General features: G+C 75.3%; 20 protein-coding genes. 15 read left to right on the top strand and 5 right to left on the bottom strand.

Going from position 1 to position 20,473, the window contains the following annotated elements:
- Window positions 1-45: 45 nt before the first annotated feature.
- On the bottom strand, window positions 46-876 hold the full coding sequence (locus tag ABZ497_RS13430; RefSeq protein WP_329491499.1) for an SDR family oxidoreductase: 831 nt from the start codon (window positions 874-876) through the stop codon (window positions 46-48).
- A 535-nt stretch (window positions 877-1,411) separates the two neighbouring features.
- Here ABZ497_RS13430 and ABZ497_RS13425 point away from each other — a divergent pair.
- Complete coding sequence (locus tag ABZ497_RS13425) at window positions 1,412-1,729, top strand: hypothetical protein (protein ID WP_329491498.1); 318 nt, start codon at window positions 1,412-1,414, stop codon at window positions 1,727-1,729.
- Window positions 1,730-1,820: 91 nt separating this feature from the next.
- On the opposite strand, the gene ABZ497_RS13420 is transcribed toward ABZ497_RS13425, so the two are convergent.
- A complete protein-coding gene (locus tag ABZ497_RS13420; RefSeq protein ID WP_359804870.1) occupies window positions 1,821-2,255 on the bottom strand; it encodes a hypothetical protein in 435 nt (144 codons plus the stop codon).
- Between the two features lie 618 nt (window positions 2,256-2,873).
- Between ABZ497_RS13420 and ABZ497_RS13415 the strand changes: the two genes are divergently transcribed.
- The 10 genes from ABZ497_RS13415 (at window position 2,874) to ABZ497_RS13370 (ending at window position 15,528) form a co-directional block, all read left to right on the top strand.
- Window positions 2,874-4,646 carry an AMP-binding protein gene (locus tag ABZ497_RS13415; RefSeq protein ID WP_359804868.1) on the top strand — a complete coding sequence of 591 codons (1,773 nt, stop codon included), beginning with the start codon at window positions 2,874-2,876 and terminating at the stop codon, window positions 4,644-4,646.
- Entirely contained in the window at window positions 4,643-4,930 is a 288-nt protein-coding gene (locus ABZ497_RS13410) for an acyl carrier protein (RefSeq protein WP_359804866.1), read from the top strand. The genes ABZ497_RS13415 and ABZ497_RS13410 overlap by 4 nt, the downstream gene beginning before the upstream one ends.
- A complete protein-coding gene (locus ABZ497_RS13405; protein WP_359804865.1) occupies window positions 4,927-6,303 on the top strand; it encodes an FAD-dependent oxidoreductase in 1,377 nt (458 codons plus the stop codon). The genes ABZ497_RS13410 and ABZ497_RS13405 overlap by 4 nt, the downstream gene beginning before the upstream one ends.
- Window positions 6,304-6,569: 266 nt before the next feature.
- Entirely contained in the window at window positions 6,570-8,276 is a 1,707-nt protein-coding gene (locus ABZ497_RS13400) for a class I adenylate-forming enzyme family protein (protein ID WP_359804863.1), read from the top strand.
- A 6-nt stretch (window positions 8,277-8,282) separates the two neighbouring features.
- Window positions 8,283-9,695, top strand: coding sequence for a lysine 2,3-aminomutase (locus tag ABZ497_RS13395; RefSeq protein ID WP_359804861.1), 1,413 nt, complete (start codon window positions 8,283-8,285; stop codon window positions 9,693-9,695).
- Window positions 9,692-10,741: a hypothetical protein gene (locus tag ABZ497_RS13390; protein WP_359804859.1), complete on the top strand. Its 1,050-nt coding sequence runs from the start codon at window positions 9,692-9,694 to the stop codon at window positions 10,739-10,741. The genes ABZ497_RS13395 and ABZ497_RS13390 overlap by 4 nt, the downstream gene beginning before the upstream one ends.
- Window positions 10,738-11,970, top strand: coding sequence for an AMP-binding protein (locus ABZ497_RS13385; protein WP_359804857.1), 1,233 nt, complete (start codon window positions 10,738-10,740; stop codon window positions 11,968-11,970). Before ABZ497_RS13390 ends, ABZ497_RS13385 begins: the two co-directional genes overlap by 4 nt.
- 50 nt (window positions 11,971-12,020) lie before the next feature.
- Window positions 12,021-13,337 (top strand): MFS transporter, encoded by a 1,317-nt coding sequence (locus ABZ497_RS13380; RefSeq protein WP_359804855.1) that lies wholly within the window; start codon window positions 12,021-12,023, stop codon window positions 13,335-13,337.
- Entirely contained in the window at window positions 13,334-14,206 is an 873-nt protein-coding gene (locus ABZ497_RS13375; RefSeq protein WP_359804853.1) for an SDR family NAD(P)-dependent oxidoreductase, read from the top strand. Before ABZ497_RS13380 ends, ABZ497_RS13375 begins: the two co-directional genes overlap by 4 nt.
- Window positions 14,207-14,262: 56 nt before the next feature.
- On the top strand, window positions 14,263-15,528 hold the full coding sequence (locus ABZ497_RS13370) for a phenylacetate--CoA ligase family protein (protein WP_359804851.1): 1,266 nt from the start codon (window positions 14,263-14,265) through the stop codon (window positions 15,526-15,528).
- 128 nt (window positions 15,529-15,656) lie between these two features.
- Here the strand turns inward: ABZ497_RS13370 and paaI are convergent, their stop codons facing one another.
- Window positions 15,657-16,094 (bottom strand): hydroxyphenylacetyl-CoA thioesterase PaaI, encoded by a 438-nt coding sequence (gene paaI / locus ABZ497_RS13365; RefSeq protein ID WP_359804849.1) that lies wholly within the window; start codon window positions 16,092-16,094, stop codon window positions 15,657-15,659.
- 257 nt (window positions 16,095-16,351) lie between these two features.
- Here paaI and ABZ497_RS13360 point away from each other — a divergent pair, with 257 nt between their 5' ends.
- Window positions 16,352-16,726, top strand: a complete 375-nt coding sequence (locus tag ABZ497_RS13360; protein ID WP_359804847.1) for a MauE/DoxX family redox-associated membrane protein — start codon at window positions 16,352-16,354, stop codon at window positions 16,724-16,726.
- 193 nt (window positions 16,727-16,919) lie between these two features.
- Window positions 16,920-17,330, top strand: a complete 411-nt coding sequence (locus tag ABZ497_RS13355; RefSeq protein ID WP_359804845.1) for an SH3 domain-containing protein — start codon at window positions 16,920-16,922, stop codon at window positions 17,328-17,330.
- A gap of 180 nt (window positions 17,331-17,510) precedes the next feature.
- On the opposite strand, the gene ABZ497_RS13350 is transcribed toward ABZ497_RS13355, so the two are convergent.
- Window positions 17,511-18,107, bottom strand: a complete 597-nt coding sequence (locus ABZ497_RS13350) for a hypothetical protein (protein ID WP_359804843.1) — start codon at window positions 18,105-18,107, stop codon at window positions 17,511-17,513.
- Window positions 18,108-18,391: 284 nt separating this feature from the next.
- Window positions 18,392-18,562 (bottom strand): hypothetical protein, encoded by a 171-nt coding sequence (locus ABZ497_RS13345; protein WP_352295687.1) that lies wholly within the window; start codon window positions 18,560-18,562, stop codon window positions 18,392-18,394.
- Between the two features lie 299 nt (window positions 18,563-18,861).
- Between ABZ497_RS13345 and ABZ497_RS13340 the strand changes: the two genes are divergently transcribed.
- Both ABZ497_RS13340 and ABZ497_RS13335 read left to right on the top strand, forming a co-directional pair.
- Window positions 18,862-19,596, top strand: a complete 735-nt coding sequence (locus tag ABZ497_RS13340; RefSeq protein WP_359804841.1) for a DUF4232 domain-containing protein — start codon at window positions 18,862-18,864, stop codon at window positions 19,594-19,596.
- 129 nt (window positions 19,597-19,725) lie between these two features.
- Window positions 19,726-20,454 (top strand): MBL fold metallo-hydrolase, encoded by a 729-nt coding sequence (locus tag ABZ497_RS13335; protein WP_359804839.1) that lies wholly within the window; start codon window positions 19,726-19,728, stop codon window positions 20,452-20,454.
- The last annotated feature ends 19 nt before the right edge of the window (window positions 20,455-20,473 follow it).

The raw sequence follows: 20,473 nt of genomic DNA, 5'->3' as shown, positions 1-20,473 counted from the left end.
GGGAGGGCGGTCGCGGTGTCCGGCGCGGCCGGGCCGGTCGCCGGCTCAGGTCCGCGGCGGCGCCAACAGGGCCCGGGCAGCGGCGATCTCGGCGCGGGCCGCCTCCTCGACCGCCGTCAGGTGCTCGGCGCTGCCGGGCCCGACCGGTATCCGCACCGGGAGCGGTCCGGAGGCTTCGACGATCCGGAGCACCTGCCGGGCGAAGTCCTCGGGCCGCCCGACCCCGGGCACCTCGGCCAGCGCACCGAGCGCACTGCGCATCGGGCCGGTGAACTCCGCGTAGTCCGGCGAGCGGCCGGCCGCGTCGGCGAGCGAGGAGCCGTACCGGGTGGCGTAGCCGCCGGGCTCCAGCGCGGCGACCCGGATGCCGAACGGGGCCGCCTCGGCCGCCAGCGCCTGGGTCATGCCCTCCAGGGCGTGCTTGCCGGTGACGTACGCGGCCAGCCCGGGGAAGGCCGTCCGGCCGGCCAGCGAGGAGACGTTGAGGATGTGTCCGCCGCGCTGCGCGCGCATCACGGGCAGCGCCAGGCGGGCCAGCCGCCACGGGCCCACCACCAGGATCTCCAGCTGGTCCCGGAGTTCGTCGTCGCCCACCTCCTCGACCGCTCCGAAGAGCCCGCAGCCCGCGTTGTTGACCAGGACGTCCAGGCCGCCGAGGCGGTCGACCGCCACCGCGACGGCCTCCGCGCACTGCCCGGGGTCGCGGACGTCCAGGGCGACCGGGACGACCCGGCCCCGGTGCTCGCCGACCAGGCCGTCCAGCGCCACCGGCTTGCGGGCGGTCGCCACCACGGTGTCCCCGGCGGCCGCCACCGCTCTCGCCAGTGCCAGTCCGAGCCCGGACGAACAACCCGTGACCAGCCAACGTCGTGCCATGACGGCCCCCCTGACCTCGTGTGCGGTGTGTCCCGCCACGGTCCCAGAGCCGTCCGCCGCCGCCCAGAGCCGGGACCGACCGCCCTGCGGCGCGCGGTGGCGCGAAGGGGCGCGGGAATCCGCCACGCGCCCCTCGGACGGGGCGGCGCTCCGGCCTCAGCGACTCCTGAGGCCGTCGGCGCCGAGGGCCTCCAGGATCTGGCGCCCGGTCGGGTCCGCGAGCGCGCGGCGGAGCCCGGACCAGCCCCGGGTGTCTGTCACCCGTCATTTCCGGCAGTTCGGCCGCCTGACCGACACGTGGCCCACGAGAGCCGGGGGCGCCCCGTGGCGGACCGCCGAGGTCTCACCCGGTGGCGCGAAGTCGCCTGCTCATGTCACACACCGTTGACAGTCATCACACACCCCCCTCAGGATTTCACCCGCCCCACACAACTGACGGCATCTCACCGACCCGTCGGAGCGCAGCGGAAACCGTCGGACCCCATCGGGCCCGGGCATCCCTCGCGCGCCGCCGCAGCCCCCGGAAGGACTCCCCATGCGCCGCACCACCGCCCTGCTGCTGACCTCCCTGCTCGCCTCCGCCGCCGCGCTGGCCGCCCCGACCGCCGCCGAGGCGCGGGCCGGCGCCGACAACCCGACCACCGGCTCGTGCGTCGCCTACCCCTCGGGCCCGTTCGGCGTCGGCGTCTGTTCCGGCCTCGAACCCCGCCGGGCCTGGTCCGTCTCGGCCAAGTGCATGTCCGGCCTCACCGTCACCAGCGGCCTGCGGCTCGGCGACGGCACCGCGACCGCCAACTGCGGCAACAGCCGGGTCTACACCACCCAGGTCTCGATCGGTCCGATCCTCCCGTAGCGCCGGCCTCCGGACTCCGCCGGCCGAGCCGACCGGGCGGGCGCCCCCGGAGTGCACGGAACGCAGTGGCGCGTCGGCCCGGCCGTGACCCTCAGGCGTGCGGCTCGGCCGGTCGACCCGCCGGATGGGCCGTGCCGAGCGGGGCCAGCACGGTCGCGGCCGCCGTCACCGCCTCGGCGACCAGCGCCGCGGTGCGGGCCGCCTCGTAGAGGTGCTCACGGGCGTCGCGCGCGGCCCGCAGGGCCTCGTGGGCCCGCTCCCCGTCGAGCCCCTCGCCGCGGGCCGGACCGACGCGCCCGGCCGCCTGCTCACTGCTGAGGAACGAGGCGAGCTGGTCCAGGAGTTCGGGCAGCCGGGCGGTCACCCCGGCCAGCGCGGCGACGGCCTCGACCGCGTCCCCCGGGAGCACCAGGCCGGGCGCTCCCCCGGGTGCACCGCTGCGCACCGCGGCGCTGAGCAACTCGGCCGCCTCCGAGGACAGTTCGGCAACGGACAGCGAGGGCGAGGGCGGTACGGCATCACTCACGGCGACTCCTCCTTGGTGATCGGCAACCGGGCCCGACCCGGGTGCCCGGGGCAACGCTGCGGGTTCGTCTGCCCCGTCGGCGCGGAGCCAGGCCTGCGCCGGCCCACCGTGGCAGGAACCGGTCACCACCGGCCGGCCAGGGCGCGGCGCGACCGCCGGCCAGGCGGCGGCACCCCGCGCCACCGTCGGAACGGGCCGACCCCGGAGGAGCCCGGCCGACGCACCGGTGGCGGCGGACGACCGGGACCGGTCCGGGCGGCGGCACCGGCCGCGACCGCGTCGTCACGGCCCGGGAGAGGCCCCGCGACCGGCGGCGTGGCCCCGAACACCGCAGCGGTCGCCACCGCGCCGCACCGCGACCTCCTGGGCGGCGCCGCCGCCCGGACCGGCGGTGCGCCCGCGCCCGGCCGCGCCGGCGGCGGACCCCACCCACGAGGCTCCGTCGGACCCGGCACGAACGGCCGGCGGACGTTCACCGGGACATGGCTCGGCGCCATTCTTTCCCACCGCCACCGACGTCAATCCGGCGACGGCGGACATTCTTCGGCAGCGCGGCTTCGTTCACCATTCGACCACACCACAGCGCCGCAATATCCTCAACAGCCATTGTGACACCGCATGTTCGAAGGTAGAGTCCCGGTCCGCCGAGCGCGAATGAGCGCTTGCGAGCAATTCTTTGGGGCGGGCATGTCACATGACAACAGCACCACTGGAGTTCCTTCCGACTTACTTGACGCGTTCACGGAAACCGTTGGCCGCTTTCCGGAGCGCCCGGCGATTGTCCGGCACGGCCGGGCCATCGGTTACGCCCGCCTGCACGCGGCGGTGAGCGACCTGGCCAGGCGCCTCGGGCCCGACCCGGGGGTGGTCGCCGTGCAGGCGCACCACATTCCGGAAACGGTTGTCGGGCTGCTCGGCATCCTCGCCGCGGGTGGGGTCTACTGCCCCACCGATCCGGCATTCCCGGCCCACCGGTCGCAGACGATGCTCTCGGCGGTCGGCTGTCGCACAATGGTCGCGGCCGACCCCGGATCGGCGCACCGACTCGGCCTCGATTGGATCGCCCCGGCCCCCCTGCCGGAATTCTCCGCAAACCTGGGGAGAACGGCCCGGGCGGGCGTTCCGAATTCGCCCGGCACCGCGCCGGACGCCGTTCCGGGCACCGCACCGGACGCCCTTCGCCCGCCTCCGGCGGAGCCGGGCCGGAGCGCGGACGCCGGCCGGAACGCGGCCACCGGCCACAGCGACGCCCGCGACGGCGCCGGGACTCGGAGCGGGACCACCGGCGGGGAACCGGCCTACCTCCTCTTCACCTCCGGCTCCACCGGACAGCCGAAACCGGTCCTCACCCCCCGCCGGGCCCTCGCCGCCGTGCTGCCCTCACTGCGCGAGCTCTTCGGCCTCACGCCCGACGACCGCGTGCTGCAGTTCGCCTCCCTCAACTGGGACACCTGCTTCGAGGAGATCCTGCCGACGCTCACCGCGGGCGCCGCCCTGGTGTTCGACGACGAGGCGCACCGCGGGTCCTTCCCGCGGTTCCTGCGGATGGTCGAGCGCGAGCGGATCACCGTCCTCGACCTGCCGACCGCCTTCTGGCACGAGCTGGTGCTCCACCTGGCCGAGGAGGGCGCACCCCTGCCCGACTGCGTACGGGTGCTGGTGATCGGGGGCGAGCCGGCGAGCCCCGCCCGGCTGTCCGACTGGACCGCGCTGGACACCGGGCGGATCCGCCTGGTCAACACCTACGGCTGCACCGAGACGACGCTGATCACCCACGCCGTCGACCTGCACGGCCCGCAGGCGCCCCCGGCCGGCTGGGACTGGCCCGGCGGCGCCCGGGCGCCGATCGGCCGCCCGCTCCGCCACGTCGTTCAACTGATCAGCGAACAGGGCGAGTTGCTGATCGGGGGGCCGTCCGTTGCGCTGGGCTACCATGGCCTGCCCGAGGCCACCGGCGCCAGGTTCACCGTCGTCGACGGCGTCCGCTGCTTCCGCACCGGCGACCTCGTGAGCGGGTCCCCGGACGGCCTCCTCACCCACCGCGGCCGGCTGGACGGCGAGGTCAAGGTCCGGGGCATCCGGGTGGACCCGGCGGAGGTGGAGGCGCACATCGCGGGCCACCCCGGGGTGCACGCGGTGGCGGTGGCCGCGGCGACGCTCGCCGGCCGGTCCGCCCTGGTCGCCTATGTGGTGGCGCGGGCGGACGCGACGGGAGGAACGCTGGACACCGACGTCCTGGCGTACCTGCGCGCGGAGGTCCCCGGCCATCTCGTGCCCAGCCGGATCACCGTGGTGCCCGAACTGGTGCGCACCACGAGCGGAAAGGTCGACCGGGCCGGCTCGCACCGCCGGTACGCGGCCCCCGAACAGGTCAAAGGAGACCTTCGATGAACGTTGACACCACCCTCTCCACCGCCGTCCACGGCGTACCGGCAGCCGCCGCGGAGCGTTCCGCCGCCGGGGTCGACGGCCTGGTGGCCCTCTTCCGCCGGGTGCTGGAGACACCCGAGGTCGCGGTCGACTCCGACTTCTTCCAGCTCGGCGGCGACTCGCTGATCGCCACCCGGGTGCTCAGCGCGATCGCCCGCGACCACGGCGTGGAGCTGTCCTTCGACGACTTCCTGCTCGCGCCGACGCCCCGGGCGCTCGCCGAGAAGATCGCGGCCGGCAGATGACCGACCCCGACGACGCCGCGGCGGCACCCACCCCTCGGGAGCCCGGCCGGGTCAGGACCGCCGTCGTGGTCGGCGCCGGGCTCGCCGGCCTCACCGCCGCCACCGGGCTGGCGGCCCGGGGCATCGACGTCACCGTGCTGGAGGCCCGCCCCCGGGTCGGCGGACGCACCCGCGGCCTGCCGGTCGCGCCCGGCTGCCAGGTCGACGCCGGAGCCGCCTACCTGGGCGAGCGGCACACCGAACTCCTCGCCCTGGTCGAGGAACTGGGCCTGGACACCACGCCGACCACGATGCGGGGCGCCAGCCGGTTCGTCCTCGGCCCCGAGGGCACCACCCGGGACGGCCGGTTCCCGCCGCTCAACGCGGTGGCACTCGGCGACCTCTTCGACCTGCTGGACGAACTCACCGCGGCCGTCCGCCCCGACGCGCCGTGGCTCACTCCGGACGCCGAGCGGCTGGACACCCTCACCGCCGCCGAATGGGCCGACCGGCGGCTGACCCACCCGGACGCCCGGCTCTTCTTCCCGCTGTTCCTCGGCGAGATGATGGCCGCCGACCCGGCCGACGTCTCCGTGCTGCACATGGCGTTCTACCTCCGCTCGGGCGGTGGCGTCCGCTACCTCAACGCCTTCGAGGGCGGCGCCCAGCAGGACCGGATCACCGGCGGCGCCCACCAGGTGTGCGAGCGGCTGGCCGGCCGGCTGGGCAGCCGGGTGCGGCTCGGCGAGGCCGTCCGCGCGGTCCACCAGGACGACGCCGGGGTCACCGTCCACACGACGGCCGGCGCCCACCGGGCGGACGTCGCGGTGCTGGCGCTGCCGCCGCTGCTCGCCGACGCCGTCGAACACCGGCCGGCGCCGACGGTGCCCCGGGCGGGCGACCGGACGGCGCGGGGCTGCGCCGTGAAGGCGACCCTGGTCTACCCCGCGCCGCTCTGGCGCGCGCACGGCCTCTCCGGCTGGTCGGTCAACGCCGAGGGCCCGCTGCTGTCGACGGTGGACGACTCGCCGGCCGACGGCGGGGTCGGCGTCCTGACCGGCTTCGTCACCGGGGCCGAGGCCCGGCGGTTCGGCGCGCTGAGCCCGCGGCGGCAGCGCGCGGCCGTGGTGGAGCAGGCCGCCCGGATCTTCCCGATGCTCCCGCCGCCGACCGGCCTGCACATCACCGACTGGGTCGACGAGCGGTACAGCCAGGGGTGCTACGCGGCGCTGCGGGGGCCCGGCGACTGGCTCCGGTACGGGCCGACGCTGACCGCACCGCACGGGCGGGTGCACTGGGCCGGCACCGAGACCAGCACCGAGTACTTCGGGCTGATGGAGGGCGCCGTCCGCTCCGGCCACCGGGTCGTCGCCGAGATCCTCGCCCGGGACTGACCCCGGCACCCAGCCGGGTGCCCAGCCCGGCAGCCACCGCGGCCCCGCCCCGGCCGGGCCGTTCACGAAGGCGCACCGGCAGCCGTCCCCGCCCCGGGGCACCGCCACCCGGCGCCCCGCCGTACCCGCACGCCCGCATGCCCGCACGCCCGCACGCCCGCACGCCCGCACCAACCGGTCCACGCCGCAGCGCGGGCCGGCCCCCCACCGTCGCCCGGCCCGGTTCCACAAGGACCCCGCCGGGCCACTCCCCCCAGGAGACCGCCATGAGCGACCGGAGTCCCCTCGCGCCCCTCGCCGCCCGGGAACGGCTGATGACCGAACCCGCCCTCGGCGCGGGCAACTTCCTGGACCACGCCCTCGCGGTCAACCCGAACCGCGCGGTCCCGTTCGCCTACAGCCACCACACCGACCACCGCGGCGCGGTCGTCCTGCGCGGCCACAGCCTGCTCGACCTCGCCGCCCTGCGCGACTGCTACGCCAGCTGGTACTGGGCCAACGGCGTGCGCCCCGGCGAGCCGGTCGGCGTCGTCGTCGGCGAGGGCCTGGAACCGCTGCTGCACTTCCTCGCGCTGACCGCCCTCGGCGCCGTCCCCGCCCTGGTCAACGACGCCATGCGGCACGACGTCATGGTCCGCTACCTCGACCACGTGGGCGTGGTCGGCATCGTGGCGGACGATCCCACCCGCCTCGCCTCGGCCTACCGCGAGGCCCCGAGCCGCCGCCCCCGGTTCATCGTGCCGGCCGCCGAGATCCGGGCCTTCGACGCCGGCGCGGCCCGGCTCCCCGAGGTCTACCCGTACCGGCACGCCGACGCCGACGTGGTCGCCCTGATCCACTCCTCGGGCACCACCGGCACGCCGAAGTCCACGATGCTGGCGCACCGTCAGTTCTGGGACGGCAAGCAGCCGCGGATGGTGCGCTTCCCCGCGGAGCCGTACGACCGGCTGATGTCGACGATGCCGCACACCCACGCGGGCGGCCTCAGCTACTTCCTCACCGCCACCCTGCTCGGACTGCCGACCGTGGTGATGTCCGACTGGCGGCGAGCGGTCGTGGAGCCGGTGATGGAGGCCTTCCGGCCCACCATGGTCGCCTCCTTCCCGCGCACCTTCGTCGAGCTGGCCACCGGCGAACCGCCCACCAGGGGCGCGGCCGAGGTGCACTCCTGGTTCAACACCGGGGACAGCGCGCACTACGGGCACATCCGGCGACTGGTGCGGCTCGGGCGGCGGCCGGCCGGGCTGATCCGGCCGTGGCTGCTGCCCCGGCAGCGGGCCGAACAACCCGACCTGCCCGGTTCGCAGTTCATCGACGGCCTGGGCTCGTCCGAGATGGGCATGGCGCTGTTCGGCCAGGTGACCACACCGGAGAGCGCCCGCGACGACCGCTGCGTCGGCAAGCCGCTGGAGGTCGTCCGGCGGGCCTCGATCCTCAGCGAGGACGGCGAGGAACTCCCGGACGGCACGGTCGGGTTGCTCGGTGTCGTCTCCCCCTCGCGGACCCCGGGGTACTGGAACGACCCCCGGCTCACCGCGAGCTTCGAACTGGGCGGCCACTGGCTCACCGGCGACGTGGCGCGCCGCGACGCCGAGGGCAACTTCTACCACCTCGACCGGACGGTGGACGTCATCGACACCGCGGCCGGCCCGGTCTACAGCCTGCCGATCGAGGAGGTGCTGCTGGCCGACTGCGGCGAGCTCGTCCAGGACTGCTCGGTGATCGGCGTGCCCGGGGCGCCGGGCGAGGGCCAACGGCCGCTCGCCGTCGTCCGGTTGCAGACCGAGGCCGCAGCGGCGACCGCCGAGGAGGTCCAGGAGGCCGCCAACAAGGCGCTCGCCGGCGCCGGACTGGCCACGCTCGCCGCGGTGAGCATCGCCCGGACACCGGAGGACTTCCCGCTCGGGCCGACCGGCAAGGTGCTCAAGCGCGAACTGCGGACCCGCTTCGCCACCCGCTTCACCGGCCAGTAGCGCCCGATGGACCGCCAACCCACCCGGCAGCCCTACCAGTACGTCCGGACCGCGCTGGCCGAGCCGGACTGGCGCCGGCTGCCGGGCTGGCGCCACGTCACCGCGGCGCAGTGGCGGGACGCCCAGTGGCAGCGGGCGCACTGCGTGCGCAGCGCCCGGCAGCTGCGGGCCGTCGTCGGAGCGCTGCTCACCGACCGCTTCTACGACGAACTCGCCGCCGACCAGGCCGGGTTCGCCACCATGTCGATGCTGCTGCCGCCGCAGATGCTGAACACCATGGCGCCGCACGCACCGACCGTACCGCAGGCGTTCACCGAGGCCTTCCTGGCCGATCCGGTCCGCCGCTACATGCTGCCCGTCCGCGCGGACCGCCACCCGCGCTGGCCGAGCCACCCCAAGGCCGAACGCGACTCCCTGCACGAGGCCGAGATGTGGGTGGTGGAGGGGCTCACCCACCGCTACCCCACCAAGGTGCTGGCCGAACTGACCGCCACCTGCCCGCAGTACTGCGGGCACTGCACCCGGATGGACCTGGTCGGCAACTCCACCCCCCAGGTCACCAAGACCAGGCTGGCGCTGCGGCCGGTGGACCGGCAGGAGCAGATCCTCGATCACCTCAAGCGCACCCCGTCGGTGCGCGACGTGGTGGTCTCCGGCGGGGACCTCGCCAACGTGCCCTGGCCGCAGCTGGAGACGTTCCTGCTGCGGCTGCTGGAGCTGGAGTCGGTGCGCGACATCCGGCTGGCCAGCAAGGCGGTGGTCGGCCTGCCGCAGCACTGGCTCCAGCCGCGGATCGTCGAGGGGCTGGGCCGGGTGGCCGCCGTCGCGGCCCGCCGGTCGGTCAGCCTCGCCGTGCACACCCACGCCAACCACGTGCAGTCGGTGACGCCGCTGGTCGCCGAGGCGGCCCGGGCGCTGCTGGACGCGGGCGTGCGGGACGTGCGCAACCAGGGCGTGCTGATGCGCGGGGTCAACGCCACCCCCGAGGACCTGCTGGACCTCTGCTTCGCCCTCCAGGGCGAGGCGAACATCCTCCCCTACTACTTCTACCTCTGCGACATGATCCCGGGCGCCGAGCACTGGCGCACTCCGGTGCACCGGGCCCAGCGGCTCCAGGAGGCGATCATGGGCTACCTGCCCGGCTACGCCACCCCGCGGATCGTCTGCGACGTCCCCCAGCTCGGCAAGCGCTGGGTGCACCAGGCGGTCGCCTACGACCGCGAACGCGGCATCTCCTCCTGGACGAAGGACTACCGCACCGCGCCGGAGGCCCGCGAGAGCACCGACCTCGACGCCGTGCTCGACCGGCGCCACCTGTACTACGACCCGGTGGACACCCTCCCGGAGCCGGGCCGCCGCTGGTGGTCCGAGCAGCCCGGCACCCCCTCGTCCGCACCCCCTCGGAAGGACACGCCGTGACCCCACCCCCCACCGCGCCCGGCGCCGGGCCGCTGCGCCGGATGTGCTGGATCTTCCCCGACCGGGAGTCGACCAGGATGGCGGCGACCTGGCGCCCCTTCTTCTGGGACCTCTACGCGGAGGTCGCCGAGAGCCTGGGGATGAGCTGGACCAGGCACGCCCCCGACGCGGTCACCGTCGACGGCACCGTACGCGGGCGGCCGGTGGTCTACGTGGACGACGAGGCGGTCTCGCCGCAGGACACCCTCTTCGTGACCGCCCTCTACTCGCTGCCGTACCAGTCGATGGACGTCTTCAACCAGTACGCGCTCTACGCCGTGCTCGAACAGGCCGGGTTCTACCTGCCGTTCCCCCCGCTGATGTCGCTCATCGGCAACGACAAGCTGGCCACCCTGCTGCACCTCGCCGATTCCCCCGTCCCCCCGGTCCCGACCGTGCGGATCGGCACCGGCCGCGACATCGCCAAGCACCAGTACGAGGTGGCGCTGGGCGGTCTGACCTACCCGGCCATCGTGAAGCCGGCCGGCTGGTGCGGTGGTGGCGGGATCAACCTGGCCCGCAGCGCCGAGGACCTCCGGGGCCTGGCCAGCCTGGCGCAGGGCGGGGACACCACGCTCGTGGTCCAGCCCTACCTCGGCGACGGGACGGTCGACTACCGGGTGTACGTGGTCGACGGCGAGCCGTACGCCGTGATGAAGCGGATCCCGGAGCCGGGCTCGCCGGTCGCCAACGCCAGCCGGGGCGGCGCCATGGAGTTCCCGGCCGTCCCGGCCGAACTCGCCGCCGCCACCGCCTACTTCGCCGAGCGGCTACCGATGCCGTTCTTCTGCGTCGACTTCCTCTTCGACGGGGAACGGTACTGGTTCTCCGAGCTCGAACCGGACGGGGTGATCGCCCCGGACCTGGACGACCCGCAGCGCACCCTGCAACGGGACATCACCCGCGCCCGGTTCACCGCCTACCGGGACGCCCACGCCGCCTGGCTGGCCGGCCGCGGCGGCGAACCGGCCACGCCCATCTCGGAAACGGAGACCCGGACGCGATGACCGAGCCGTTCTCACTCCCCCCGGACGCGGCCGAGCCGCGGCTGCACGTCGCCCGGCGCACCCTCGAACGTCTGCGCGGCGTACCGGGGCTGGCGCAGCGCTACGCGGACTGCGCGGCCCCGCGCACGCTCGACGGGCTCGCCGCGCTGCCGCCGCTGGACAAGGACGGCCTGAACGCCGCCCTCGCGCACCTCGAACCCCGGGCCGCCCCGGGCGCCGGGGCGACCTGGCTCTTCCAGAGCGGCGGCAGCACCGGAGCGCCCAAGGTCGGCCACGCCCCCACCGGCTTCTACATGGCCGGGGTGCACGCGCGGTGGCGGCCGCTGGAGCGCGACGACGTCTTCGTCAACGCCTGGGGGGCCGGCCGGATGTGGGGCGCGCACTTCCTCGCCGCCGCGCTGGCCGACCTCGCCGGGTGCCGGATCCTCGCGGTGGGCTCGGTCGCCACCGACGAGTACGCCGACTGGCTGCGGTTCTTCGCGACCGCCCGGGTCACCGCGATCGGCGGGACACCCAGCGTGCTCCGGCTCTGGTTCGCCCGGGCGCGGGACGCCGGGCTGGAGTTGCCGGCGCTGCGCAAGGTGCTCTGGCTCGGCGAGGCGTGGCAGCCGCAGCTGGAGGCGGACCTGGCCGCGGTCGCCCCGCGGGCGCGCCGGTGGGGCATGTTCGGCAGTACGGAGACCTGGGTGGTCGGAACCAACACCCCGGACTGTCCGGCCGACACCTTCCACCCGCTGCCCGAGCAGCTGGTGCACGTCGGCGCGGCGGAGCTGCTGGACTTCACCACGCTCGACCCGGCGGTGCTCAACCCGGTGCTGCGCTACCGCACCGGCGACGCGGGGACGCTGCTGGCCTGTCCGTGCGGCCGGCCGGGCTCCGCGATGCGGGTCCTGGGCCGCCGGGACAGCGTGGTGCAGGTCCGCGGGCTGGGACTGCACGTGGACGAGGTCATCGCACGGGCGGAGCGGGAGCCGGGGGTGTCCCGGGCCCAGGTGGTGATCACCGAGGAGCACGGCCGGGCCGCCACGGTCGAGCTGCTGCTGCTCGCCGGCCCGGGCGGACCGCCCGACACCGAGCGGCTGCGCAGGGCCGTGCTGTCCGCGACCTTCACGCTCAGCACCGCGTTCCAGCACGATCCGGAGTCCTTCCGGGTGCGCCGGGTGGACGAGCTGGTCAGCAACGGCCGGACGGGCAAGACGGCCGGCCTCGTCGTCCGGGAGGGCTCGTGAAGCCGCGGAAGCCCGTGAAGCCGGAAGGGCTCGTGAAACCGGGAGGGCCCGTGAAGCCGCGCAGGCCCGTCTCGCTCGGGCGCGGGTTCAATTTGTTCTGGGCCGGCCAGACGGTCAGCACGGTCGGCGACCGGGTCACCGTGTTCGTCGTCCCGACCCTGATGATCTTCGTGCTGCACGCGAGCGCCCTCCAGGTCGGCGTCGTGGCGATGGCCCAGTACCTGGGCATCCCGCTGCTCGGCCCGGTCGCCGGCGTGCTGGTCGACCGCTGGGACAAACGCCGGACGATGCTGGTCTGCGACCTCGTCCGACTGGTCGCCGTCGCGGCCGTCCCGCTGGCGTACTGGCTGGACGCGCTCTCCACGCCACTGCTGGTGGGCTGCGTGGCGGTGATCAGCGGCGCGACGATCTTCTTCAACGTCGGCTACCTCGTCGCCGTCCCCGCCGTCGCGCCGAAGGACCAACTCGTCCGCGCCTACTCCAGACTGGAGGGCAGCGGCTCGGTGTCGGAGGTGGCCGGGCCGTCGATCGCGGCCGGCCTCTACAGCGCGCTGGGCGTCGCCGCCCTGCTCGTCGACGCGGCCAGCTACCTGGTCTCCGCCGCCTGCTTCCGCCGGATGCCGGCCTGGGGCGAACGGACGGTCGCCACCGGCTCCGTGCGGGAACGGCTGACGGCGGGCTTCCGGCTCAACCGGGCCGACCCGGTGCTGCGCCGGGTGGTGGCGGCCGCGGTGACCCTCAACTGCGGCGGGCCGATCTTCGTCACGGTGCTGCCCGTGCTCGCCTACCGGGGCCTCGACGTCTCGGTCGGCGTCTTCGGCGCGGCCATGTCGGTCGCCGCGGTGGGCGCGCTGGCCGGCGCGGTCGTCGCCCCGAGGATCAGTGAACGCCTCGGCCTGGGGCGCACGCTGGCCTGGTCGCTGCTGCTGCACTGCCTGGTCGGCCTCGGGGTGCTCGCCGCGCCCGCGCTGCCGGCCGGACCGGTGATCGCCGTGACGATGGGCTGCTACGGCTTCTTCATGTCCTGCATCAACGTCTGCAGCGCCCCCACCCGGCAGTCCCGGATGTCGGCGCGGCACCAGGGGGTGATGCACGCCGCCTTCCGGACCGTCACCTGGGGGGTGATCCCGCTCGCCGCCCTGGCCGGCGGGCTGGCCGTCTCGCTGCTGACCGGTCCGCTGGGGATCCTGGACGCGGCCCGGACGGTGATGGCCGGCGGCACCCTGCTGGCGGCGCTCTCCTTCCTGCCGGCACTCGGCATCCAGCCGCTGCTCGACGCGACCGAGCGGGAAGGGGCGCAGGAGCCGCCCGCCGACGCCGGACCGGCCACCGCCACCCCGCCCGCCCCGGCGGAGCAGACCTCATGACGCCGGACCGGGGTGTCCTGCTGGTCACCGGGGCGTCCTCGGGCATCGGGCTGGCCACCGCCGTGACCGCGGCCGGGGCCGGGTTCCGCACGGTCGCGACCGTACGCGAGCCCGGCCGGGCCGACGCCCTGCGCGCGGCCGCCGACCGCGCCGGCGTCGCGGTGGACGTCCGCCGCCTCGACGTGACCGACGCCGACTCCGTGACCACCTGCCTCGACGAGGTGCGGGGGGCGTACGGCCGGCTGGACGCGGTGGTCAACAACGCCGGTGTCTCCAACTCCGATCCCACCCTGGAGATGTCGACCGCGGCCGCGCTGCGGGCCAACCTGGAGGTGAACTTCTTCGGCGTCGTCGCGGTCAGCCGGGCCGCGATGCCGCTGCTGCGGGCCGCCCGCGGACGCCTGGTCACGATCGGCAGCGTGCACGGCGTCGTCGGCCAGCCGTTCAACGAGGCGTACTGCGCGGCGAAGTTCGCCGTCGAGGGGTTCATGGAGAGCCTGGCCCCGGTCGCCGCGGCGCACGGTGTGCGGGTGTCGGTGGTCGTACCGGGCTTCGTCCCGGACACCGAGTTCGGCGTGTTCCCGGACATCGACCGCTCGACCCTGCTGGCCGCCTCCGGCCCGTACGCGGGCACCTTCGCCGACTACCTCGACCGGCTCGGCGCCCAGGGCTGGGAGGCCGCCGGCCAGCCCGCCCGGGAGGTGGCCGAGGTGGTCGTCCGGACCCTGCTCGCCGAGCGTCCGGCCTTCCGCGTCCCCACCAACGCGTGGTCCGCCGCCCACCTGGACCACAAGCTCGCCGACCGGGACGGCTCGACCGTGCAGCGCCTCGCCCACAGCTGGATCGGGTACCCGCACCTCCCGGCCTGACACCGAATTGACGGACCATCAGCAGCTTTCCGGACCACCGATCGACAGGAGGAGCAGTGCCCGCGAAACCGCTTCAGGAGCTGGTCGACTTCGCCCGCGGCCACTCGCCGTTCTACGCGGAGGCGTACCGCGACGTCCCCCGGACGATCTCGCACCTCACCGAACTTCCCCTCATCGACCAGACCGCGTTCTGGGCCGCCAACACCTGGCCGGACAACCGGCTGCTGACCGGCCCGCTCACCGACGCCGGCGTCTACAAGACCGGGGGCACCACCGGCGTCCCGAAGTTCTCCCCCTGGTCGCGCACCGAGCACGCCGACTCCGTCACCGCCTTCGGCGCGGGCATGGTCCGGGCCGGTCTGAAACCCGGCCACCGGGTGGCCAACCTGTTCTGCGCGGGCGAACTCTACGGCGGCTTCCTCTACATCGAGAACGCGCTGCACCACGCGCCGGTGGAAAACGTCCGCCTGCCGGTCGGCTGCGCCGCGCCGGACGACTACGTGGTCGACCTGATCACCGGCTTCGGCGTGCACGTCCTCGCGGGCGAGCCGATGAAGCTCAGCGCGGTGGCCGAGTGCCTGGTCCGGCGCGGGCGCAGCGCCGACTCCGTGGAACTGCTGCTCTTCGGCGGCGACCTGCTCTTCGCCGACCTGCGGCCGATCCTGTCCCGGGCCTTCCCGAAGGCGGCCGTCTCCTCGGTCGGCTACGCCTCGAACGACGCCGGCCTGGTCGGCGCGCCGGTGCCGGGCGACGACGTCCGCGTCCACGAGGCCTTCCCGGACCGCACGGTGGTGGAGCTGGTCGACGAGGTGACCGGCGAGCCGGTCACGGCCGCGGGTGTGCCCGGCCGGGTCGTGGTCACCAATCTGTTCCGCACCCTGATGCCGATCCTCCGGTACCCGACCGGGGACCGCGCCGAGTGGGTCGACCCGGAGCGCGGGACGTTCCGGCTGGTCGGCCGGTCGAACGAGGGCGCCCGGGTGGGCACGGTGGCCCTGCCGACCGAGGAGATCCGCGCGGTGCTGCTCGCCGCCGACCCCGACCGGGTCATCTCGGGCCTGCAGCTGGTGCAGCGCCGCTGGGACGGCCGGGACGGCCTCGTGCTGCGCCTCGGGTACACCGGGCCGCCGCCGGCGGCGCCGGGCGGGCTCGGTGAACGGCTGGTCGCGGCCGTGTACGCGGCCGTGCCGCTCTACCCGGCCGAGGTGGCGTCCGGCGCGATCCACCACCTCGCCGTCGAGTGGGTGCCCCGCGCCGAGCTGGCGACCAACCCCCGGACGGGCAAGCTCCGTCAGGTGGTGGACGAGCGGCCCCGGGACTGAGCAGCACGAGCGGCCCCGGGACTGAGCAGCACGGGCGGCCGCGGGACTGAGCAGCCCGGGCGGCCGCGGGACTGAGCGCCGCGGGCGGGGCCGCCGGTCTGTCGCTGGTGGGCCGCCGGGCGGGCCGGTCAGCCTACCGGTGGCCGGCCGGCGATGACGACGCTCTGCCCGCGGAACTCCGCGACGACCTTGCCCGTCGCCTGCCGGACGGTCACGTCGTAGATCCCCTGCCGCCCGGCGCGGGCCCGCTCCACCGCCTCCGCCACCAGTTCGTCGCCGGCCCCGGCCGGGGCCAGGAAGGTCACCTGCGCGGCCTGGGCCACGGTCACCGGGCCGTGGCTGTTGCACGCGTAGGAGAACGCCGCGTCGGCGAACAGGAACAGGAAGCCGCCGTGCGCCGTCCCGTGGCCGTTCACCATGTCCGGGCCGACCCGCATGCGCATCAGCGCCCGTCCGGCGGACACCTCGTCGAGGGTGATGCCCAGCGCGTGGCAGGCCCGGTCCCGGGCGTACAGCGCGTCGATCGCCGACTCCCCGGCCGGGGCCGCTCCGGTGTCCGCGTCCACGACGTCCCGCCTTCCCCAAGGGCCCGGCAGGTGGCCGAACCAGCACCGCCCGTCATCCTGCGCTCCGGATTACACCGAGCCACGGCACCGCCTGTCAATGACCCTCCTCCCGGACGGCGCGTGGCACACCGGCGGCCCCGGGGGGCGCCTTCCCGCCCGGACGACGGGACGCTACTGTTCGGTAACCATGGCCGGGCGCGGCTCCCGGCACGCCCCGCCGACCGCGCCCGGGGCACCACATCGTCCGAGGAGTGACCGTGAAGCGATCGAGACTCTCCACCCGGCTCCTGAGCGGTCTGCTGCTCGGCGCCGGGGTGCTGCACTTCGCCGCGCCCCGCCCGTTCGAGGCGATCGTGCCCAAGCGGCTCCCGGGCAGCCGGCGAGGCTGGACGTACGCGAGCGGCGTCGCCGAACTCGCCATCGGCGCGGCGGTCGCCGTACCGCGCACCCGGCGGGTCGGCGCCCTGGCCGCGGCGGGCCTCTTCGCCGCCGTGTTCCCGGCCAACGTGAAGATGGCCTACGACTGGCGGCACCGGCCGGCCCCGCTGCCCGCCCTCGCCGTGGCCCGGCTGCCGCTCCAGGTGCCGCTGATCCTGTGGGCCCTGCGGGTCGGCCGGCGACCGCGGGGCTGACCGGCCCCCGGCACCCCGGGCCTGCTGCGCCCCCCGGACCCCCGGACCCCCGCCGGGCCGGGACACGGGACGCCACCCGATCGACCGAGTCGGCGGCCGCCGTCCGGGTGGCGCGCGGCGGAAACGGTCCGCACACGCATCGCCCGCTCGTTCTGCCGTACATGCCCACACAGACCGATCCACCGAGGTCCCGGTGCGCCTGATCGGACGGACCGCTTCGGCGGTCCTGTCCCTGACGATCCTGGTCCTCCCGGCGGTGGCCGCCGGCGGCGACCGGCCGGCCGACGCGGACCCCGTGCCCCGGCCGCCCGAGAACGGCCGCACCGGCTGGGAGGTCGCGGCGGGCGCCGCCAACGTCCGCCGCGACCACTCGGTCAACGACACGGCGCTCGGCCTGACGCACTGCGGCGACCGGGTCGAGGTCCTGGACACCTGGACCTCACCGCTCGGCACCCGCTGGGGCCAGGTCGCGGTCACCCGCACCGGGGTCACCGGCTGGGTGCTCTGGTCCCTGCTCACCCGCCACGAGCCGGCCGCCGCACCCGTCGCGGACTGCCCGCCCCGGGAGTGCCGGCGCGCCGCTCCCCCGTGCGCCGGCGGGTAGACCGAGATCGGGCCGGCCTCCCGCTGATTCCGCCGATCCCCCCGGGCCGACCCGGTCGGCCCAGAGCTCGTCGGCCCAGGGCTCGTCGGCCCAGAGCTCGTCGACCCAGAGCTCGTCGGCCCAGAGCTCGTCGACCCAGGGCTCGTCGGCTCAGAGCTCGTCGACCCAAATCTCGTCGGATCAGAGCTCGTCGGCCATCGAGGCACCCCCGAACAGGGCGAGCCCGGCCATCACGACCAGCAGGACGACGGCCACTGTGCGGTCCGCCGGATCGGGGCGCGGGCCGAGTCGGGGGTCGACGGTGCCTCGCGGGTCCACGGTCACCTGGAGCCGGTCACCGAGCACGGCGCGCCTGCCCCCGGTCCCGATGCCGGTGACCTCGGTCCCGTCCGCCAGCCGGACGTCGACCCCGGTCACGGACGGCCCCTGACCGGCCATCGGGTCCGAGCCGACGACCGTCCGGACCACTTCGGCCTCGGAGGTGACCCCCCGGTCGTGCAGCAGCTGCTGCTCCTGCATCCCGAACCCGCAGACGAGGAGACCGATCCAGGAGGCCAGCACGCCGAACAGGGCGGCCGCCGTCCGCTCCGCGTTCCCCTTGGCCAACCGGACCACGGCGGCCACGCAGCCCAGCACGACCGCCGCGAAGCAGCCCGCGGCCACCAGCGCCGGGCCGTGGTCCCGCAGTTCGAGGATCCCCCAGGCGCTCAGCACCGCGGGCACCAGCCAGCAGACCCCCGACACCACCACGAACGACGCCCCCGCCGCACCCCGCATGGACTCACCCCCGGGATCCCCTACCCGGCGAGGAGCGCGGCGACGCCCGCCGCGCCGGCGCACCTCGCCGACCGTCCTGGCGCCCTTCCCGGGGCGCACGGTCGAGGGCGTGGAGTGCCTGCCCGACACCAGCGACACCGTGCCCGGCACCGACGACGGGAACCTCGTCGGCCACCTCCGCACCCTCCCGCTCCGCAGCCCCTGACCGCGACTCCCCACCGCACCCCACGGCTCCACCGGTCGCGGCCGAGCCTCGCCCCTTCGGCCGCGCCCCGCCGGGCCGGTCAGCGGCGGCCGAACAGCTTGCCCAGCCAGCCTCCGGCGGCCCGGCCGCCGTCCTTCCCGCATGCGCAGCGGTCGGCCCGGGGTACCCCGGCCAGCACCTGGTCCACGTGCATGCCGCACCCGGCGTAGCCCGGCTTTCCGCAGGACCGACAGACGACGCGTCGACACATGACGCCCTCCTTCTTCTTAGGGGCGGCCCGACCGGCCGCCCTCCCGAATATACCCGAGGGGGTATTTCTTCCGGCCGGCGCCGATCCTCCCCCCACCCCGCCCGAGCCGCTCCGCCCGACCCGGCCGTTCCGCGCGGCCGTTCCAGGCCGCCGCGTTCGCCCAGGTCAGAGGCCGAGGAACGTTCCAGCGTCCCGAATCAGCGGCAGGCCCTGGCGGCCGGAACGGCGCCCGGGCCAAGGTCGAGCCCAGACCCGGCAGACCGGGTTACGCACCGCACCACAGACACCGGGGGCCTCCCATGCGCACCACTCACCGCCGACGCACCACCGCCCTGGCCGCGACGGGCACCGCCGCGCTCGCCCTCGTCCTCACCGCCTGCGGCGGGAATCCCGCGGACAGCGGGACCGCCGCCGCACCGGCGCCCACGACGGCCGCGCAGTCCACGCCCGCCGCCACCGGGGCCACCCCCACCTCCGCCGGCCCCGCTGCCGGCACCGCGCCGAACACCGCCGCCCCCTCCGGCGCAAAGACCAGCGCCGGTGCCGGGACGAGCACCCCCTCCGCGCGGCCGACCGGTGCCACGCAGGCACCCGCCGATCCGGCGGCGGCGTCCGCGCCGCTCTGCGCCGTCAAGGATGTCGCCATCAGCGCCGCCCTCCAGGGCGGTCCGCCCTACACGCACCTCGTCCTGACCGCGAAGAACACCTCCGGCCACAGCTGCCGGCTGAGCGAGTACCCCCGGATCCGGTTCCTGGAGAGCCACCGCGAGAACGTGCCCGCCGTGGCCAAGAGCAGGCCCGCCGCGCCCGTCGTCCTCACCGCCGGCGCCCCGGCCTACGCCCTTGTGAAGCTGTCCGACGGCGGCGTGCACGAGAACAACGAGCCGGTGACCGCCTTCTCCGTCGCCCTCGACGGCGGCAGCGGCCCGGCCACCGTCAAGGCCCCCGGCAACGGCGGCATCGCCGTCGACCCGGCGGCCTGGGCCACCGGCTACTGGACGTACGAGCTGCGCAACGGCGCCGACGATTTCTGACCGGGCCCGCCCGGCTCCCGGGGCCGGGGGCGGCTGCTAGGTTCGCGAGGGCGGCTCCCGGTCGAGCCGACGCCGGATGGGGGCGGGTGGCGCACCCGGCCGGTGCGAACGACACCGACGGGAGACCGCATGACCTCCGGCCCGCACCCGACCGCCTGCACGGACCCGGCCGGCCCCCCGGCCCCGGCCGGCCCCCCGGCCCCGATCGACTTCTCGGCCCCGATCGACTTCTCGAACCTGGCCGAGCACGCCGCCGGGCGCTCCCTGGACGTGCGCTGGATCCACGGCTCGGAGTCGGCGAAGCACAACACCGACCCGGAACTCCAGGTCCACCACTACGACGAGCACACCGTGATCCTCCGGCAGAACATGGCCGTGAACTACGAGGCGCCGTTCCTCTTCCTACTCTTCGGCAGCGAGCGGGCGGTACTGATCGACACCGGCGCCACCGCGTCCCCCGAGCTCTTCCCGCTCCGCCGCGTGGTCGACGAGCTGGTCGCGCGGTGGCTCGCCCGCCACCCCCGCACCGGGTACCGACTGCTCGTCCTGCACAGTCACGGCCACGGCGACCACGTCGCGGGGGACGCGCAGTTCGCCGACCGGCCCGACACCGTCGTGGTGGACGCGGCCACCGACACCGTCCGGGCGTTCCTCGGGCTGGGCGACGATCCCGACCTCCCGGCCCGGCTCGACCTCGGCGGGCGGACGCTGACCTGTCTGACCAGTCCCGGCCACCACGAGGCCGCCATCACCTACTACGACCCGTTCACCGGCTTCCTGCTCACCGGCGACACCGTCTACCCGGGGCGGCTCTACATCGCCGACTGGGACGCTACGTCGCGACGATCGACCGGCTGATCGCCTTCGCCGCCGACCA

This window comes from Kitasatospora sp. NPDC005751, assembly GCF_040630835.1.
Classification (GTDB): domain Bacteria; phylum Actinomycetota; class Actinomycetes; order Streptomycetales; family Streptomycetaceae; genus Kitasatospora.
This window is presented reverse-complemented; position numbering and strand designations above follow the sequence as displayed.

Coding starts and splice junctions, on each gene's coding strand:
- ABZ497_RS13410 (WP_359804866.1), top strand. CDS start 4,643: ATGAACGTTGACACCACCCTCTCCACCGCCGTCCACGGCGTACCGGCA.
- ABZ497_RS13350 (WP_359804843.1), bottom strand. CDS start 18,107: ATGCGGGGTGCGGCGGGGGCGTCGTTCGTGGTGGTGTCGGGGGTCTGC.
- ABZ497_RS13425 (WP_329491498.1), top strand. CDS start 1,412: ATGCGCCGCACCACCGCCCTGCTGCTGACCTCCCTGCTCGCCTCCGCC.
- ABZ497_RS13340 (WP_359804841.1), top strand. CDS start 18,862: ATGCGCACCACTCACCGCCGACGCACCACCGCCCTGGCCGCGACGGGC.
- ABZ497_RS13345 (WP_352295687.1), bottom strand. CDS start 18,562: ATGTGTCGACGCGTCGTCTGTCGGTCCTGCGGAAAGCCGGGCTACGCC.
- ABZ497_RS13430 (WP_329491499.1), bottom strand. CDS start 876: ATGGCACGACGTTGGCTGGTCACGGGTTGTTCGTCCGGGCTCGGACTG.
- ABZ497_RS13415 (WP_359804868.1), top strand. CDS start 2,874: ATGTTCGAAGGTAGAGTCCCGGTCCGCCGAGCGCGAATGAGCGCTTGC.
- ABZ497_RS13385 (WP_359804857.1), top strand. CDS start 10,738: ATGACCGAGCCGTTCTCACTCCCCCCGGACGCGGCCGAGCCGCGGCTG.
- ABZ497_RS13405 (WP_359804865.1), top strand. CDS start 4,927: ATGACCGACCCCGACGACGCCGCGGCGGCACCCACCCCTCGGGAGCCC.
- ABZ497_RS13395 (WP_359804861.1), top strand. CDS start 8,283: ATGGACCGCCAACCCACCCGGCAGCCCTACCAGTACGTCCGGACCGCG.
- ABZ497_RS13400 (WP_359804863.1), top strand. CDS start 6,570: ATGAGCGACCGGAGTCCCCTCGCGCCCCTCGCCGCCCGGGAACGGCTG.
- ABZ497_RS13335 (WP_359804839.1), top strand. CDS start 19,726: ATGACCTCCGGCCCGCACCCGACCGCCTGCACGGACCCGGCCGGCCCC.
- ABZ497_RS13375 (WP_359804853.1), top strand. CDS start 13,334: ATGACGCCGGACCGGGGTGTCCTGCTGGTCACCGGGGCGTCCTCGGGC.